This is a genomic window from Streptococcus caprae, from assembly GCF_042649745.1.
GTDB classification, from domain to species: Bacteria; Bacillota; Bacilli; order Lactobacillales; family Streptococcaceae; genus Streptococcus; species Streptococcus caprae.
The window spans coordinates 66,466-81,335 of sequence record NZ_JBHRZV010000051.1 but is presented as its reverse complement, the minus strand read 5'-3'; the positions used below and the strand labels follow the sequence as shown (position 1 = coordinate 81,335).

Annotated in this window: 18 protein-coding genes; 6 read left to right on the top strand and 12 right to left on the bottom strand. The window is 46.0% G+C overall.

The genetic code is table 11. The features are described 5' to 3' along the window. Nucleotides 1–45 precede the first annotated feature (45 nt). Together ACFORF_RS09055 and ACFORF_RS09050 are read right to left on the bottom strand one after the other, a co-directional pair. Nucleotides 46–549 carry an HAD family hydrolase gene (locus tag ACFORF_RS09055; protein ID WP_380427503.1) on the bottom strand — a complete coding sequence of 168 codons (504 nt, stop codon included), beginning with the start codon at nucleotides 547–549 and terminating at the stop codon, nucleotides 46–48. A gap of 77 nt (nucleotides 550–626) precedes the next feature. Beyond that, entirely contained in the window at nucleotides 627–1,367 is a 741-nt protein-coding gene (locus ACFORF_RS09050; protein ID WP_380427501.1) for a TrmH family RNA methyltransferase, read from the bottom strand. A 75-nt stretch (nucleotides 1,368–1,442) separates the two neighbouring features. Between ACFORF_RS09050 and ACFORF_RS09045 the strand changes: the two genes are divergently transcribed. Continuing rightward, nucleotides 1,443–1,721: an acylphosphatase gene (locus tag ACFORF_RS09045; RefSeq protein WP_380427499.1), complete on the top strand. Its 279-nt coding sequence runs from the start codon at nucleotides 1,443–1,445 to the stop codon at nucleotides 1,719–1,721. Nucleotides 1,722–1,866: 145 nt separating this feature from the next. Then, a complete protein-coding gene (yidC, locus tag ACFORF_RS09040) occupies nucleotides 1,867–2,808 on the top strand; it encodes a membrane protein insertase YidC (RefSeq protein ID WP_380427497.1) in 942 nt (313 codons plus the stop codon). 167 nt (nucleotides 2,809–2,975) lie between these two features. Here yidC and ACFORF_RS09035 read toward each other — a convergent pair whose 3' ends face one another. The 4 genes from ACFORF_RS09035 to ACFORF_RS09020 all read right to left on the bottom strand — a co-directional run bounded on the left by ACFORF_RS09035 (nucleotide 2,976) and on the right by ACFORF_RS09020 (nucleotide 5,364). After that, nucleotides 2,976–3,371, bottom strand: coding sequence for a rhodanese-like domain-containing protein (locus ACFORF_RS09035; RefSeq protein WP_380427495.1), 396 nt, complete (start codon nucleotides 3,369–3,371; stop codon nucleotides 2,976–2,978). A gap of 9 nt (nucleotides 3,372–3,380) precedes the next feature. Next, a complete protein-coding gene (locus ACFORF_RS09030; RefSeq protein WP_380427493.1) occupies nucleotides 3,381–4,349 on the bottom strand; it encodes an ROK family glucokinase in 969 nt (322 codons plus the stop codon). Beyond that, nucleotides 4,342–4,554, bottom strand: coding sequence for a YqgQ family protein (locus tag ACFORF_RS09025; protein WP_380427491.1), 213 nt, complete (start codon nucleotides 4,552–4,554; stop codon nucleotides 4,342–4,344). The genes ACFORF_RS09030 and ACFORF_RS09025 overlap by 8 nt, the downstream gene beginning before the upstream one ends. A gap of 279 nt (nucleotides 4,555–4,833) precedes the next feature. Then, complete coding sequence (locus ACFORF_RS09020; RefSeq protein WP_380427490.1) at nucleotides 4,834–5,364, bottom strand: Dps family protein; 531 nt, start codon at nucleotides 5,362–5,364, stop codon at nucleotides 4,834–4,836. 162 nt (nucleotides 5,365–5,526) lie between these two features. Here ACFORF_RS09020 and ACFORF_RS09015 point away from each other — a divergent pair, with 162 nt between their 5' ends. Then, nucleotides 5,527–6,330 carry a MurR/RpiR family transcriptional regulator gene (locus ACFORF_RS09015; protein WP_380427488.1) on the top strand — a complete coding sequence of 268 codons (804 nt, stop codon included), beginning with the start codon at nucleotides 5,527–5,529 and terminating at the stop codon, nucleotides 6,328–6,330. A gap of 566 nt (nucleotides 6,331–6,896) precedes the next feature. Here ACFORF_RS09015 and whiA read toward each other — a convergent pair. From whiA to ACFORF_RS08990, 5 genes are all read right to left on the bottom strand, one after another. Next, nucleotides 6,897–7,808: a DNA-binding protein WhiA gene (gene whiA / locus ACFORF_RS09010; protein WP_380427486.1), complete on the bottom strand. Its 912-nt coding sequence runs from the start codon at nucleotides 7,806–7,808 to the stop codon at nucleotides 6,897–6,899. Continuing rightward, entirely contained in the window at nucleotides 7,805–8,782 is a 978-nt protein-coding gene (locus ACFORF_RS09005; protein ID WP_380427484.1) for a YvcK family protein, read from the bottom strand. The genes whiA and ACFORF_RS09005 overlap by 4 nt, the downstream gene beginning before the upstream one ends. Beyond that, the gene (gene rapZ / locus ACFORF_RS09000) at nucleotides 8,779–9,669 is read right to left on the bottom strand and encodes an RNase adapter RapZ (RefSeq protein WP_380427636.1); all 891 of its coding nucleotides are present in this window, start codon (nucleotides 9,667–9,669) and stop codon (nucleotides 8,779–8,781) included. The genes ACFORF_RS09005 and rapZ overlap by 4 nt, the downstream gene beginning before the upstream one ends. A 102-nt stretch (nucleotides 9,670–9,771) precedes the next feature. Further along, nucleotides 9,772–10,152: a RidA family protein gene (locus ACFORF_RS08995; RefSeq protein WP_380427482.1), complete on the bottom strand. Its 381-nt coding sequence runs from the start codon at nucleotides 10,150–10,152 to the stop codon at nucleotides 9,772–9,774. 150 nt (nucleotides 10,153–10,302) lie between these two features. After that, entirely contained in the window at nucleotides 10,303–11,349 is a 1,047-nt protein-coding gene (locus tag ACFORF_RS08990; RefSeq protein ID WP_380427480.1) for an LLM class flavin-dependent oxidoreductase, read from the bottom strand. Nucleotides 11,350–11,493: 144 nt separating this feature from the next. On the opposite strand from ACFORF_RS08990, the gene ACFORF_RS08985 reads away from it, so the two are divergent. From ACFORF_RS08985 to ACFORF_RS08975, 3 genes are read left to right on the top strand one after another with little or no spacing between them, the layout of a single operon-like run. Further along, on the top strand, nucleotides 11,494–11,631 hold the full coding sequence (locus tag ACFORF_RS08985) for an SPJ_0845 family protein (protein ID WP_380427478.1): 138 nt from the start codon (nucleotides 11,494–11,496) through the stop codon (nucleotides 11,629–11,631). Between the two features lie 2 nt (nucleotides 11,632–11,633). Continuing rightward, nucleotides 11,634–12,554 (top strand): permease, encoded by a 921-nt coding sequence (locus ACFORF_RS08980; protein WP_380427476.1) that lies wholly within the window; start codon nucleotides 11,634–11,636, stop codon nucleotides 12,552–12,554. Then, complete coding sequence (locus ACFORF_RS08975) at nucleotides 12,551–13,366, top strand: TIGR03943 family putative permease subunit (protein ID WP_380427474.1); 816 nt, start codon at nucleotides 12,551–12,553, stop codon at nucleotides 13,364–13,366. The genes ACFORF_RS08980 and ACFORF_RS08975 overlap by 4 nt, the downstream gene beginning before the upstream one ends. Nucleotides 13,367–13,417: 51 nt before the next feature. Here ACFORF_RS08975 and ftsY read toward each other — a convergent pair whose 3' ends face one another. Continuing rightward, nucleotides 13,418–14,854, bottom strand: a complete 1,437-nt coding sequence (ftsY, locus tag ACFORF_RS08970) for a signal recognition particle-docking protein FtsY (protein WP_447449955.1) — start codon at nucleotides 14,852–14,854, stop codon at nucleotides 13,418–13,420. Nucleotides 14,855–14,870: the final 16 nt, after the last annotated feature.

The window sequence follows — 14,870 nt, the reverse complement described above, 5'->3', positions numbered from 1 at the left end:
CTAGGTCACTCCCAGTTGGTTTTTCAAGTTCTAAAATTAATAATTTTACCGCCCGTGACTCTGCAGTTGCTTACGGTTGAAGAATTTACGCTTGGCCCATTTTTGACGGTAGGGAGTCGCAGCTTCCTTGATGGCCCAATATTTGTCAACCATTGTGACGATGTAAGATTCCTTGTAGCGAGGGAAGGCAACCGTCGCCCCCCACATGTGCTTGAGAATGATGTCCTCTTCTTTTTTGTTGAGGTCCACTAATTTTTTGGCATTGCGGACAGCGATACGGGGATGAACCCAGGCATGGCTCTTGTTAAACTTGGTCACACGCCAGTCATAATAGAAGAAATCATGTAACACACCACCTCGTGCTGTTGACTTGGCATCCCAGCCAAACCGCTTTGCTATTTTATAAGAGGTATAGGCGACATTGATGGAATGTTCATAGCGGGTTGAATGCTGGTGCTGTACAATATCCTCTAACTTCTGAAACCGAGGGTGCTCTATAATATGCCCCACATGGTTCATGAACTCAGTGTCTTTTTGGTAATCGTGCATAGAAACACCTCCTGCTTCTATTATACCACTAAGCCTTAAAGACTTCTAAAATACAGGATAGGTCTTAGGACTGATTTTTAGAGAAGATGAAACATCAAGATACCCGCTGCGATGGCGACATTGAGGCTCTCGGCCTGTCCAGGCATGGTGATATGCACCAGTTGCTCAGCTGCCTCGGCCATATCTTGACTGATGCCTTGACCTTCATTTCCCATGATAAGGGCAAAGCTGTCGTAGCGAGCCAAACTGCGGTAGTCGACGGAGCTCTGGGACAGGGTGGTTGCCAGTGTCATCAGCCCTGCAGCCCGACAGGACTTGACCAAATCTAAGACATCCGTCCGATAAATGGGCAGGTGAAAATGACTACCCTGCATGGAGCGGAGTGTCTTGAGATTATAGAGGTCGGCCGACTTCTCCGAGATAAAAACCCCATCAAAACCAGCCGCATCTGCTGTCCTAACTAAGGTTCCCAGATTGCCTGGATCCTGGACATCTTCCAAGACCAGATAACGTCCCTGGCTCAAATCAGCTTGAGAGAGCTCTGCCATTTCAACCTCTGCCACAATCCCTTGAGGCGACCGACTATCCGTTAGCGATTTGAGAATCTCTGCCGTCACCAGATGGACCTGAGGGAAATTTGCGACCTTGTCTACCTGGCTCTCTTCGACAAAGACATGACGGAAACTTGCGCCACTCTTAGTAGCCTCCTCAAAAAGGTGCCACCCCTCAATCAAATAGGACTGGGTTCGATACTTTTTCTGCAATAATTTTCGTGTTGCCTTTATAAGCGCATTACTCTTAGATGTGATGATTGTCATAAGGCTATTATAGCATACCGACCTGGCTAAACTATGGTATAATGTTAAAAAGAATACGGTTTCAAGGAGGATAATATGAGAAAGGTTAGGCTATTAGTATCCGGTCGCGTGCAGGGAGTTGGCTTTCGCTACTCAACCTATGCTCTAGCGCTTGAAATGGGCAATATTTATGGACGCGTTTGGAACAATGATGATGGAACAGTTGAAATCCTTGCCCAATCAGACGATAGTGCTCAAATCGCTAAGTTCATCCAGGAGATTCGTAAGGGGCCTTCGCGCATGTCCAAGGTCACCTATGTTGATGTCTCCCTAGCCAACTTCAAGGATTTTACCGATTTTCGAATGGGAAATTAAAGTCCCTAGGCAGATTCATCCGTTCTCTCTCTATTCAGCTGGGAGAAATCGGCCTACAGATGTATTGAAACTTTTGCCAAGAAAAGGTAAAATAGTAAGGTATTGCTTCAAGCAAGAAAAAGTTTTAAAAAAAAGGAAAGTAATAGTGACTAAACAATTCAAACGCCTACTACTGACAGGATTTGGCCTGTCCTTCCTCCTGCTTTTATCAGGATGTGTCCAAACCAAGAATGGTGTCCCAACGGGTGAAGGATGGGTTTATAACCTCCTCGTTGCTCCTATGGGAGAAGTCATCCAATACTTTGCGGAAAACAAGGGCTTGGGCTATGGGATCGCAATCATCATCGTAACCATCATCGTTCGTCTCTTTATCATCCTTCCACTTGGACTCTACCAATCATGGAAGTCAACCTATCAGACGGAACGTCGCAACTACCTCAGCTACATTTTTGAGCCGATCAATAAACGCATGCAGGACCCGAATGCCACTCAGGAAGAAAAACTGATGGCACAGCAGGAACTCTTGGCAGCTCAAAAAGAATACGGCATCTCCATGTTCGGTGGCATCGGATGCCTGCCACTCTTGATTCAAATGCCATTCTTCTCAGCGCTCTTCTACGCAGCACGCTATACAGAAGGAATCGCAGGGTCTAAATTCCTTTGGTTCCAGCTGGACAAGGCTGGAGATATCCCTCTGATTATCATCATCGCTGCCCTCTACTTCTTCCAAGCTTGGCTTTCTATGAAGACCATTCCTGAAGAACAACGGGCACAAATGAAGACAACCATGTACATGACCCCACTCATGATGGTTTACTTTGCTTGGATATCTCCTGCAGGGGTAGCCCTCTACTGGTTAGTCGGTGGTATCTTCTCCGTTATCCAACAAATCATCGTCATGATGGTTATCAAACCAATGCTCAAGAAAAAAGTGGAGGCAGAATTCATCGCCAATCCACCAAAACCATATAAGCCGATGGCTCGTACGACCGCAGCTGCTGCCCGTCGTGACGTGACCAACACACCATCTGCCATCTCTGAGCCAGGCCGCAACCGCAATGCAGGCAAACAACGCTCACGGAAATAAACAACTAACCAGCTAGGCAACTAGCTGGTTTTCGCTTGGCTAAATTCGAATGAATGTTGGCAGCATGCAAAAAGGCCCTCGTTAACTGAGCTTAAACACAGTTAACGAGGGCTATTTATGATGACTTATCTTTCTCTCCTACCACTGATTTATGAGATTAATCCAAATCAGCTGCTTTTCACCTTACCGTCCCAGTAGTCGAAACCTTCTTTGAGGACATAAAAATCAGAGTAACCAGCCTTCTTGAGGATTTTCATAGCGCGAACGGTTTCTGCACCACCACGGCTATCATAGAGCAGGATTGGCTTGTCCTTGCGAAAGGCATTGGTCGCTGTTGAGAGTTGCTCGATTGGGAAGTGACGAGCACCCAGAATATGGCTCCGACGGTATAATTCACCACTACGGACATCAATCAGCTGCCCAGTCCGCATCAGCTCTTGAAACTCTGGATTGGTCACTTGCTTACCTAACTTACGGGTTGAAAAATACTGCCAAAGTGTCCAAAGCATGTACCCAATCGCAAAAGTGATAATGGCATACGATACAAGTTTTCCAAATGTCATGTTTGTCTCCTAAGCTTGAAATTGACTGGCAAGGCTAGCCGCACCAATGATACCCGCATCGTTGCCCAGCTCTGCCATTTTAATTTTTGTAGATTGGCGGACCTGTGGGAAGGTAAAGGTCACAAAATACTTCTCAATGCGAGATCGCAGGAATTCACCCGCAGCTGAAACTCCTCCACCAATAACAATGGAATCCGGATTGAGAATGTTTGAGATATTGGCTGTTGCGAGACCAAGATAGAACCCAACCTTCTCAACAACCGAATCCGCAAAACAATCGCCAGCTGCAGCCGCTGTAAAAATGTCCTTAGAAGACACATCCTGACCATCGTCAATGGCTGCCTTGATCTCAGAATTTCCCTCGTACTGCTCTGCCATGTGACGGGCCAAACGGACGACTCCTGTCGCTGAAGCAACTGTCTCTAAGCAACCATGGCTACCGCAGGTACACGCAAAACCATCGACTGGTTCGACAATGATGTGACCAATCTCGCCACCAGCTCCTGCGACACCGTGAATAAGGTTCCCATCAGCGATAACACCACCACCGACACCAGTTCCCAGCGTTACAAACACAACATCAGGATTATTAGCACCCGCACCAACCCAGCGCTCCCCGAGCGCAGCGACGTTGGCATCGTTATCGATGGCAAAGGGAATCCCTGTCTCTGCTTCAATCAGTGAGCCAACTTCTTGAGTTTTAGCCCAGTTGAGGTTGAAGGCTCCCGTAACAGTCTTAGCATCACGGTCTACGGCACCAGGAGAGCCCATTCCAATCCCGATAAAATCATCCTTGGTCAAGGCATAAAGTTCCAAGCGATGCTTAATAGAAGCAATAATATCAGGGACAATCTGCTTCCCCTCATCTAAAATATTAGTTTCGATAGCCCATTTTTCTTGGACCTCGCCTTCAGCCGTTAAAATTCCAAACTTGATGGTCGTGCCACCAAGATCAATTCCTAATAGTTTTTTAGCCATTTTTTGCTTCCTTTTCTAGTTCGAGACGATGTTCCCGCCGTAAAATCAACTCCGCCGTCAGATATTCGTCCTTGTCCATGAGGCCATTTTCATGCAAGCGATGAAGCTCAATTTTCATCAGCTCGATGTCGTACAACCTCTTGCCCATATAGACGATAATCCCAAATCGCTTCAAAAGTTGTTGGACATCATATAAGGTTTTCATAAGACTATTTTAGCAAAAAATCCCCCCATTTTCAATCCTAATTTGCAATCGTTTGCAGAAAGTTTTTATACTCACCCAAAATCTCAACAGACAAGGTAGGTTATCGCACGCATAAAAGGGTTAGGGATGCGAGCCTGACGACCTATACTTTTGATCTTGGAAGAATATTAGGTCAATAGCAGAGCTTGATTTCTATAATTTCTTGTCTGTCAAAGTCCGCTTTCCCTTGAACTGAGAATCAAAAAAGCCAGGACTTTCACCCTGACTTTATCCACTAAATTAACGGATTCCTGGTTTTTGACCACGTTCTGCTTGAAGCATCCAGATGACTTTTTCTGCATCTGCTTGCGCATCTGAGAAGAGACCGTTTGAAGGATCATCTCCTTCTTCATCTGTCACATCCAAACCTACTTGGAAGAGATTAGACAGGTAGGTATAGACTTCTACTAATCTTGCCAGGTGGTCATCCATGGATTTGTCAAATGAACCAGACGCTTCATCCAATTTCGAATATTGGTCAAACTCTCGAAGTGTTGAGTATGGAGCTCCACCAATGGTAATCAATCGCTCGCTCATCTCATCTAGGTGGTCATTGAGACCATCCATGAGTTCATCCATCTTAGGATGAAGGTAATGAAATCCTGGGCCACGCATGTACCAGTGAACCTGGTGAACGATGGAAGCAGCCTTTGAGAGATCAGCAACTGCTTGGTTTAAGACAGCCTTGGTTTTTTCAAACTTATCAGCTGATTTGGCAGGGACATTGTGAACAACTGTTGAATAAATGTTATCAATCATAGTTTTTGACATAATGAATCTCCTTTGCTTATTTATAATGATTATTATTTATAAATCTATTTTATAACCATTCTAAATAAAAAGCAAGTAAAAAGGTTTTTAAAGATAAACATAAGGAGTAATTTATGGTATAATCTATTTTGAAATCGTATTCAACTAGGGAACAGCATTATCATGACACAGGAACTTAGCATACTAGCTACCATTAAACAACATTTGTCTGATATGACAGATTTGGAAAGGGAAATTGCAGAGTATTTTTTAACTCAAGATTTATCTGAGAAAGCATTAGCCTCTCAACAGATTGCTCAAGAACTCCATATCTCTCAGGCAGCTTTAACCCGTTTTGCCAAAAAATGTGGCTACACAGGCTACCGAGAATTTGTTTTCGATTACCATAATTGTATTCGTCAACAGGAAGCTCCTACTTCGACTATCAATTACGGGGTTACCAAACGGGTACTTTCTGATTATGCAGAACTGCATCAACAGACACTCAGGCAATTAGATGAGGCTCAACTCCAAAGAATTGCTCAAATGTTAGAAGAAGCAGACCGAGCTTATTTTTACGGAGTCGGTTCATCAGGCTTGGTTGCTCGTGAGATGAAAAGTCGTTTGATGAGACTTGGTGTGGTTTGTGAAGCGATGACAGAGCGAGATAGTTTCGCATGGACATCCAGCATTCTTGATAGCTCTTGTCTGGTTTTTGGTATTACTCTTTCGGGTGAAACAGAGGATATTATAAGTAGCCTTCAAATTGCCCAAAAAAAGGGAGCTAAGACGGTACTTCTTTCTACTAAGACATTTTCTGAGTTTACAGAAAGTATTACAATTGCTTCTAGTCGAGATCTTAACTATGGTAATCGTATTTCCCCACAATATCCTTTCCTCATTATCCTAGATATTCTTTATGCTTATTTTTATGAAATTGATCAGCCAAGAAAGGCAGAAATCTTTAAAAATTCATGGAATCGATAAGGTAGGAGTTTTTTTGAAATACGCATCAAACCTGGCAAACTTCTTTCTAAATTTAAAAAGTAAGCAACTAAAACTACGGAAACTAGCAAAATATTTTTAACCAGCTCTTACAGTATTTGCATCTTAAATATTTAGTCTTAAAATGCAGTTCATCCATCTCCTGAAAATACCGGTTCTAACGAGCTGGTCTTTTCGTTTTTAAACATGGATAAGTGAATCAGTGCTTGGTTTCCCTACTATTATAGGGTCTCTCATACAACATAGGTTTCAAAATAGTTTTCAAAAGTTAAAACTTTCCGCATAAAAAAGAGGCTGGGCATAAAGTCCAACCTCTCTATCTAGAGTTTGTTTTAACATTCTAACACAGTGGTTGGGAGCCTTTCTACTAGCTTTGCCAGCTTAGGATGGCCCCTGCACAGTCGCACCAATGAACCGCTGCTGAATAAGTTCTAATTCACTGAAGTTATCAGCTTTTAGGGATTATTTCCCATTCCCTAAAAAGTTGACTTCTTTAATCTGACTGTAATTTCGAGGATTTTGTTTGATTCTAGCTAGTCTAGCAAAACTCACAACTCGTCAGCAATCTTGTTGATTTTACGCAGGCGGTGATTGACGCCTGACTTAGTCAGAGGTGGGTCCATTAGATCTGCGATTTGCTGGATAGAATAATCCGGATGCTTGATGCGGAGTTGAGCCACTGTCTGAAGGTCTCCTGACAACTGGTCAATCCCGATCGTATCCATGATTTTACTGATATTGTTAAGGGTTCGGACACTGGCGGTCACCGTACGGGCAATATTTGCTGTCTCTGCATTGTTGGCTCGGTTGAGGTCATTGCGGGCCTCACGCTTAATCTTTACTTCTTCAAAGCGAGTCTTAGCTTCCAAGGCGCCAATCACGAGCAGGAAGTCCATGATGTCCTCAGCCTTTTGCAGATAGGTCACGGCTCCATTTTTATGTTCGACAACCTTGGCATCCAACATGAACTTATGCATCAGTTGAGCAAGGTCTTCTGCGTGGTCTTGATAGACTGAGAAAATCTCCAACTGATACTTGCCGGACTCTGGATCTCGAATGGACCCTGTTGCCAAAAAAGCACCTCTCAGGTAGGACTGACCAGCCTCATCCTCAGACAAAATCGATTCCTCAATTCCTGTTTCAATACCGAAAAAGGAATCTGCCAACCTCATATCTGCCAAGATAGCTTCGACATCCTCTTCAATCGCGACCGCATAAACGCGGTTTTTTTTGAGATTACTTTTGAGATGGTGACTGATGTCGGGTTTGACCTGGTAAAGGCTGTCCAACAGTTCGTAAACATGACGGGCAACCTTAGCATTTTCTGTAGAGATGGTGAGGGTCAAGCCATTGCCGGTCAGTCCTAGACTACCAGACATCTTCATGAGGGCTGAGAGTTCACTCCTATCAATCCGTGACTGGTGCAGGACTTCTTCTTTTACGCTACTGCTAAAGCTCATAGGCCACGGCTCCTAATCAGGGTCATGAGTTCTTCGACCACTAGCTCCCCATCGTGGAAGGCTCCGCCATTTTCCAAACGCAAGAAATTAGCCGAAATCACGCGCTTGGCCTGCTGGCTAAGGGCCTCAAAATCATGCTCGACCTGGACCAAGTACTCGTCAAACTGGTTGGAGTTCATGTAGGCCTGTGGCACTGGATCAATGTTGACCAAGACTGTATCAATGACATCCTGCCCCAGATGACGGTTGAGGACCGCCACATGGTCCGCATCAGAGAAGTGCTCGGTCTCCCCATACTGGGTCATGATGTTACAGACATAGGCAACCTCAGCAGGCGTCTCAAGCAGGGCCTGGCGAATCTCAGGAATCACAAGGTTAGGCAGAATTGATGTGAAGAGAGAACCAGGTCCCAAAACAATCATTTCGCTCTCCATAATGGCATCAACCACCTTGGGACTAGCCTGTGGAGTCTGATCATTGTAGCTATTGGTCACAAAGACGTGATCAATCATGCCTTGATAGTCTGCAATCTTACTCTCCCCAACTACTTCATGACCATCCTTAAAGACCGCATGGAGGGTCAGAGCCTCCTCTGAAGCTGGATAGATTTTACCCGTCACGTGGAAAAAGCGACGAAGAAGTTGAATGGCATTAAAAGTCGAACCCTGCATTTCAGCGATGCCAGCGATGATGAGGTTCCCAAGGGGATGACCCGACAGAGGGCCATCATTCTCGTTAAAGCGATATTGAAAGACCTGCTCATAGAGCTTGGGCATATCACTCATGGCCACAAGGACGTTGCGGAGGTCACCCGGCGGAGTCATCTGCATGGCAGTCCGCAACTCTCCAGATGAACCGCCGTCATCTGCTACCGTCACGATTGCTGTAATATCAACATTTTGGTGGCGAAGACTATTCAAAATAACTGGAATCCCAGTTCCCCCACCGATAATGGTAATTTTAGGTTTTCTCATGAGCGGTTAACCGTTTCTTTGCGTTTATTTTTGTCGCGGTGGCTTTCATTGACTGGCCAGTCTTGAGCCAAATCTTGGGCCAGGCGGTGGGCAAAGGCAGTGCTGCGATGCTGACCTCCTGTACACCCAACTGCTATGGTGAGGACGGATTTTCCTTCCTTCTGATAGCCTGGTAGAATCGGTTTAATCAGCTGAATCAGATGCTGATAGAAATGTTCAGACTCCTCATGCCGCATCACGTAATCGTAAACTGGCTGGTCCAAGCCCGTCAATTCACGGAGCTCTGCTATGTAGTGAGGATTTGGCAAGAAGCGCACATCAAAGACCAGGTCAGCGTCTAGGGGCAAGCCGTACTTGAAGCCGAAAGACACCACTTCAACCCGAAAGCTAGACTGCTGCTGGTCGCCTGAAAACTCCTCTGAAATGACCTGCCGGAGCTGGCGAGGTGTCAGTTCAGTCGTATCCACAACATTTTGGCTCATGCTCTTAAGCGGTGCCAAGAGTTCCCGTTCTAGACTAATCCCATCAAGGACACGGCCATCTGCAGCTAAGGGATGACTGCGGCGAGTTTCCTTGTAGCGGGACACCAGCTCACCATCCGTCGCATCTAAGAATAAAATCCTAAAATCAATGGCCTCATTGGACTCTAACTCATCAAGAATAGAGGTAATCTCTGTGAAAAAGAGACGGCTGCGCATGTCGACCACCAAGGCCACCTTATCATTATCCCCACTATGGGCCAAGAGTTCTAAGAACTTGGGCAAGAGGGTCGGTGGCATATTGTCAATGGTAAAGTAACCCAGGTCCTCAAAAGACTGGATAGCCACAGTCTTACCCGCACCGGACATCCCGGTAACAATCACCAACTGAATCGCATGTTCTGTCATTTTCATCATCTTCTTTCTCTTCAAATTCCTAGTTTTATTATAGCAGAAAAATAGAAAAAGCCGAAGCTTTCTTATCAGCTCAGGCTTTCCAATAACTATAGTTTAATCCAAATATGCAATGACTTCGATTTCAACCTTTACATCGCGGGGAAGACGTGCCACTTCCACTGCTGAACGCGCTGGGAAATCTGCCTTGAAGGCTGTTGCATAGACTTCATTAAAGGCCACGAAATCATTCATATCCTTGAGGAAGCAAGTTGTCTTAATGACGTGATCAAAGTCTGTCCCTGCCTCAGTCAGAATCGCTGAGATATTCTTCAAAACTTGCTCAGTCTGTTCCTGGATTGTTGTCCCAACTACTTCTCCAGTTTCAGGTGACAGCGGCACTTGACCAGAAGCAAAGAGGAAATTGCCAACAACCTTACCTTGGACGTAAGGTCCGATAGCCGCAGGGGCCTTGTCTGTATGAATCGTTTTTACCATGGTAAACTCCTTAATTGTGATAGGACCATTATAGCAAATCTTCAGAATTTTGGGAACATGTAAGGTTGCCTACCCCTCAAGAGCTCCTAACCTTTCCGAAAGCTTCTGCTCCGCCATTTCCTATACTTCTAAACCATAGCAGAGCTTATCTTACTGATCAGCGAAGTAGGCACGGACGCGGGGAGCGACTTCTTGACCGTAAAGTTCGATGGCATGGAGGACCTCGTCATGGGGCATGGAACCGACAGGCAAGTGGAGGAAGAATCGATCCAAGCCAAGTGTCTCAATAGTCTCAATCATCTTTTGGGCTACTGCTTTTGGATCTCCAACGATAGAGGCTCCTTGATCAGAGATGGACTGGAGATAGGCTGCCTTGGTCATTTCTGTCCAATGCGGACGGTCCTTGGCAATGTTGTCCGTCGTCTGCTTGGTTGGGTGGAAATAAGCATCGATAGCCGCTTGGTTGTCATCGCCAATCCACCCCCAGGAATGGGCTGCGACCTTAGTCTGTTCTGGTGAATAGCCCAGATTACGGGTCATTTTGCGGTAGACATCAACCAAGGGCTTGAAATTTTTAGGGGCAGTCCCGATGATAGCATAGACAATAGGGAGTCCAGCCTTGGCGATTTTGATTGTAGATTCAACGTGGCCTCCGGTCGCTACCCAGATTGGAAAGTCTTCCTGGACTGCTCGTGGGTAGACCGGATTATTCTGAACCGTCTGCGTATGCTTGCCCTGCCAGTTCAGATTGGTCTGCTCCTTAATTTGGAGCAACATGGCTAACTTTTCATCAAAGAGTTCCTCGTAGTCTTGCAAATCGTAACCAAAGAGGGGAAAACTCTCGATAAATGACCCACGACCTGCCATGATTTCAGCTCTGCCATTTGACAAGGCGTCGATGGTCGCATACTGCTGATAGAGGCGCACAGGATCCATGGAGGAGAGGATAGAGACGGCGGAGGTCAGCTTGATCCGGCTGGTGTTGACCGCTCCAGCTGCTAGGACAATCTCGGGAGCCGACACCGCAAAATCCTCGCGGTGGTGCTCGCCGATGCCGTAGACATCTAGACCAACCTGGTCAGCCAGTTCAATCTCCTTAACCAGCTGCTGAATACGCTCAGCATGACTGTAGGCTTGGCCCGTTTTTTCCAAAATCGTCGTCTCTCCAAAGGTTGAAATTCCAAGTTCAATGTTCATAAGGGTCTTCCTTTTGTTTATTTTAGAAAATTTTATCACTATATAGTGATTGATTCAACCCAAGTGCTTTGCTATGTTTTTAAGGTCACATTTTAAGGCTTTTAGAGTATAATGGAGATATTACGATAGAAAGAGGTGCCTGGAATGGCTTTAACTTACAAAAAACAAGACGACCTAGAAAAAATCTTAGAGAGCTTTGCGACCCTGCCAAAGACCCTAGAAAAAGCAGTTGACCCAACTCCTGAGACAGCTGAAGAACTTAAGGAAACCAGCAAGGACTAGCCATGGCTTTTCTCTCCAATCTTCCAGACAGTGTCTTGCAATGCATGGCTATCTTTTTGTCCATCATTATCGAGGCCCTACCTTTTGTGCTTATCGGAGCCATCCTTTCAGGCTTTATTGATGTTTATCTGACACCTGACAAGGTGCAGCGCTTTTTGCCACAAAACCGCCTGCTCCGGATTCTCTTTGGGACCTTTATCGGTTTTGTCTTTCCCTCCTGTGAGTGTGGGATTGTCCCTATCGTCAATCGCTTCATGGAGAAAAAGGTCCCCTCTTACACGGCCATTCCCTTTTTGGCTACGGCACCAATTATCAATCCCATCGTGCTCTTTGCCACCTACTCTGCCTTCGGGAATTCCTGGCGGTTTGTCTTTCTAAGATTCCTAGGTGCCAGTCTGGTCGCTATCATCTTAGGGCTTATGTTGGCCTTTATTGTGGATGAGGACATCTTGAAAAATGCCAGTACGGTTCAGCATCAGGACCACCCACACGACCATGCCCATGTTTATCAAAGTCAACCTGCCAAAATTTTTGCGGCGCTCAGCCATGCCATTGATGAATTTTTCGATACGGGACGTTACTTGATTTTTGGAAGTTTGGTGGCCGCCAGCATGCAGATTTACGTGCCGACCCGCTACCTGACCAGCATCGGTAGCAATCCCCTGACAGCCATTCTGGTCATGATGCTCCTAGCCTTTATCTTGTCACTCTGTAGTGAAGCGGATGCCTTTATCGGCGCTTCCCTCCTGTCAACCTTTGGTGTGGCACCTGTTCTAGCCTTTCTACTTATCGGTCCCATGGTGGATATCAAAAACTTGCTTATGATGCGTTCCTATTTTAAAACTGCCTTCATCTGGCAGTTCGTCTCTGTTTCGATTATGGCAGTTGTCCTTTATTGCCTTAGTTTGGGGGTGTTTTCATGATTCGCTTTCTCGTCCTTGTCGGCTACCTGGAGATGACCATGTACCTCCAACTGACCGGCAAACTTGACCAGTATATCAACAGCCACTATACCTACCTGACCTACATGTCCATGGTTCTAGCCTTCATCCTTGCCATAGTCCAGCTCACCATTTGGATGCGCAGGCTCAAGGTTCATTCACACTTATCTGGGAAAATAGCAAAGCTGACCAGCCCGCTTATCCTAGCGATACCGGTTATGGTGGCCCTCTTTATCCCAACCGTCACTCTGGACTCAACTACCGTCTCTGCCAAGGGCTATTATTTCCCGACTGCTAGTGGCTCTGACCCCAGCGGTGTCTCTGAAGACGGTCAACGCGTCCAGTACCTCAAACCCGACACCAGTCTCTACTTTACCAGCTCTACCTATTCTAAAGAAATGCAAAAATCCCTAGAAAAGTACCAAGGAACTGGAACTTTAAAAATCACCAGTGAAACCTATATGGAGATTATGGAGCTCATCTACCTCTATCCCAGTGAATTCGTCGGGCGAGACATCGAATACGTCGGTTTTGTTTATAATGATCCTGTGGACAATGCTGACTTCTTTGCCTTTCGCTTTGGAGTTATCCACTGCATCGCAGACTCGGGAGTCTATGGCCTCATGATTAAGGACGCTGACCAAACCTACAGCGATAACACCTGGGTCAAGGTCAAGGGGCAAATCGTCGTCGAATACAATCAAAACCTCCAGCAGACCTTGCCCGTCCTTCATGTTACCGACTGCCAGCAGGTCAACCAACCAGACAACGCTTATGTCTATCGGGTGTTTTAGGATAAAGAAAAACAACCTCAGCCAAATCATTTGGTTGAGGTTGTTTCTTGTTTAAATTATCCCTTCCAGCAGGCCTCGCATGAAGTCTTCGGAATTGAATTGGCCGATGTCGTCTATTTTTTCACCGAATCCGATGAACTTAACAGGGATGTCCAGCTCTTCTCGGATGGCAAGGACAATACCTCCCTTAGCAGTTCCGTCAAGTTTGGTAAGGACAAGACCGGTCAACGGTGTAATTTTTGAGAACTCCTTGGCTTGGACCAGGGCGTTCTGTCCAGTTGAGGCATCCAGAGCAAGCAAGGTCTCATGTGGGGCTTCTGGAAGCACGCGCTTGATAATGCGGCCAATTTTTTCCAGCTCTGCCATGAGGTTATCCTTGTTCTGCAAGCGTCCGGCCGTGTCAATCAAGAGGATATCAACTCCTTCTGCGACAGCTTTTTCCATGCCATCAAAAACAACAGAAGCCGGATCAGCCTTCTCAGGTCCCGTTACCACAGGCACATCCACGCGCCGTCCCCACTCAGCTAGCTGGGCCACTGCTCCTGCACGGAAGGTGTCAGCCGCCACCAACATAACCTTCTTGCCCTGATTTTTGTAACGATAGGCTAGCTTACCGATGGAGGTGGTCTTACCGACACCATTAACACCGACAAAGAGCATAACCGTTAGGCCCGATTGCAGGTTGATTTTTTCACTGTCAAAACCATCCTTCTCGTAGAGATCGACCAGCTTTTCGATGATGACCCGCTTGAGGTCCTCTGGCTTTTTGGCGTTTTCTAGGCGAGCTTCATGGCGGAGCTCCTCAGTTAGATTGGTGGCGACACTAACACCTACATCAGACAGGATGAGCATTTCTTCCAATTCCTCGAAGAATTCTTCGTCCACCGTCCGGAAATTAGCCAGGAAATTATTAAGCATGGCCCCGAAACCTGTCCGAGTTTTCTTGAGGGTTCGGTTGTATTTTTCCTGCTCGGTCTCTACAGGTTCTGAGACGACTGGTTCTTGGACAGGTTCTGGTTCCAGATCACGGCGAGTTTTTTGGGCTAATTCAGACAAGTCTTGTCCCTTAGCAATGGCCTGAGCCACCCGCTCCTTCTGGCGCATGTATTCAGCGTAGAAGTCTTTCGCACCTTGCGATAATTCCTCTTCAACTGGTTGAGAAGGCTCCTCACCATCCACTAATTCTTCCTCAGCAGAACTATCTTCCACTACTGTTTCTTCAACCTCTGACACGTCAAGGGACTGGCTATCAACCTCTAGTTCAGTCGTTGCTAATTGTTCCCTTTCTTCAATAGTGATTTCATCCGTTGGCAAGTCATCAGTCGCTTGGTCTTTGCCAAGGCTGACCAAGTCTTTATTGGCAACTTCATTGATCACTTGGTCAACAGGACTAACAGCAACATCAACTTCCTCTGAAAGAGCAAGGGCATCTGCCTCTGTTTCTTCCTCAAAGATAGCATCTGCAGATAAAAATTCATCGTCTCCCATGTCCGTCACTCCAGCC

Coding starts and splice junctions, on each gene's coding strand:
- ACFORF_RS09025 (WP_380427491.1), bottom strand. CDS start 4,554: ATGAAAACCTTATATGATGTCCAACAACTTTTGAAGCGATTTGGGATT.
- ftsY (WP_447449955.1), bottom strand. CDS start 14,854: ATGGGAGACGATGAATTTTTATCTGCAGATGCTATCTTTGAGGAAGAA.
- ACFORF_RS08975 (WP_380427474.1), top strand. CDS start 12,551: ATGATTCGCTTTCTCGTCCTTGTCGGCTACCTGGAGATGACCATGTAC.
- ACFORF_RS08985 (WP_380427478.1), top strand. CDS start 11,494: ATGGCTTTAACTTACAAAAAACAAGACGACCTAGAAAAAATCTTAGAG.
- ACFORF_RS09015 (WP_380427488.1), top strand. CDS start 5,527: ATGACACAGGAACTTAGCATACTAGCTACCATTAAACAACATTTGTCT.
- whiA (WP_380427486.1), bottom strand. CDS start 7,808: ATGAGCTTTAGCAGTAGCGTAAAAGAAGAAGTCCTGCACCAGTCACGG.
- ACFORF_RS09050 (WP_380427501.1), bottom strand. CDS start 1,367: ATGACAATCATCACATCTAAGAGTAATGCGCTTATAAAGGCAACACGA.
- ACFORF_RS08995 (WP_380427482.1), bottom strand. CDS start 10,152: ATGGTAAAAACGATTCATACAGACAAGGCCCCTGCGGCTATCGGACCT.
- ACFORF_RS09020 (WP_380427490.1), bottom strand. CDS start 5,364: ATGTCAAAAACTATGATTGATAACATTTATTCAACAGTTGTTCACAAT.
- ACFORF_RS08980 (WP_380427476.1), top strand. CDS start 11,634: ATGGCTTTTCTCTCCAATCTTCCAGACAGTGTCTTGCAATGCATGGCT.
- ACFORF_RS09055 (WP_380427503.1), bottom strand. CDS start 549: ATGCACGATTACCAAAAAGACACTGAGTTCATGAACCATGTGGGGCAT.
- ACFORF_RS09005 (WP_380427484.1), bottom strand. CDS start 8,782: ATGAGAAAACCTAAAATTACCATTATCGGTGGGGGAACTGGGATTCCA.
- ACFORF_RS08990 (WP_380427480.1), bottom strand. CDS start 11,349: ATGAACATTGAACTTGGAATTTCAACCTTTGGAGAGACGACGATTTTG.
- ACFORF_RS09045 (WP_380427499.1), top strand. CDS start 1,443: ATGAGAAAGGTTAGGCTATTAGTATCCGGTCGCGTGCAGGGAGTTGGC.
- ACFORF_RS09030 (WP_380427493.1), bottom strand. CDS start 4,349: ATGGCTAAAAAACTATTAGGAATTGATCTTGGTGGCACGACCATCAAG.
- rapZ (WP_380427636.1), bottom strand. CDS start 9,669: ATGACAGAACATGCGATTCAGTTGGTGATTGTTACCGGGATGTCCGGT.
- ACFORF_RS09035 (WP_380427495.1), bottom strand. CDS start 3,371: ATGACATTTGGAAAACTTGTATCGTATGCCATTATCACTTTTGCGATT.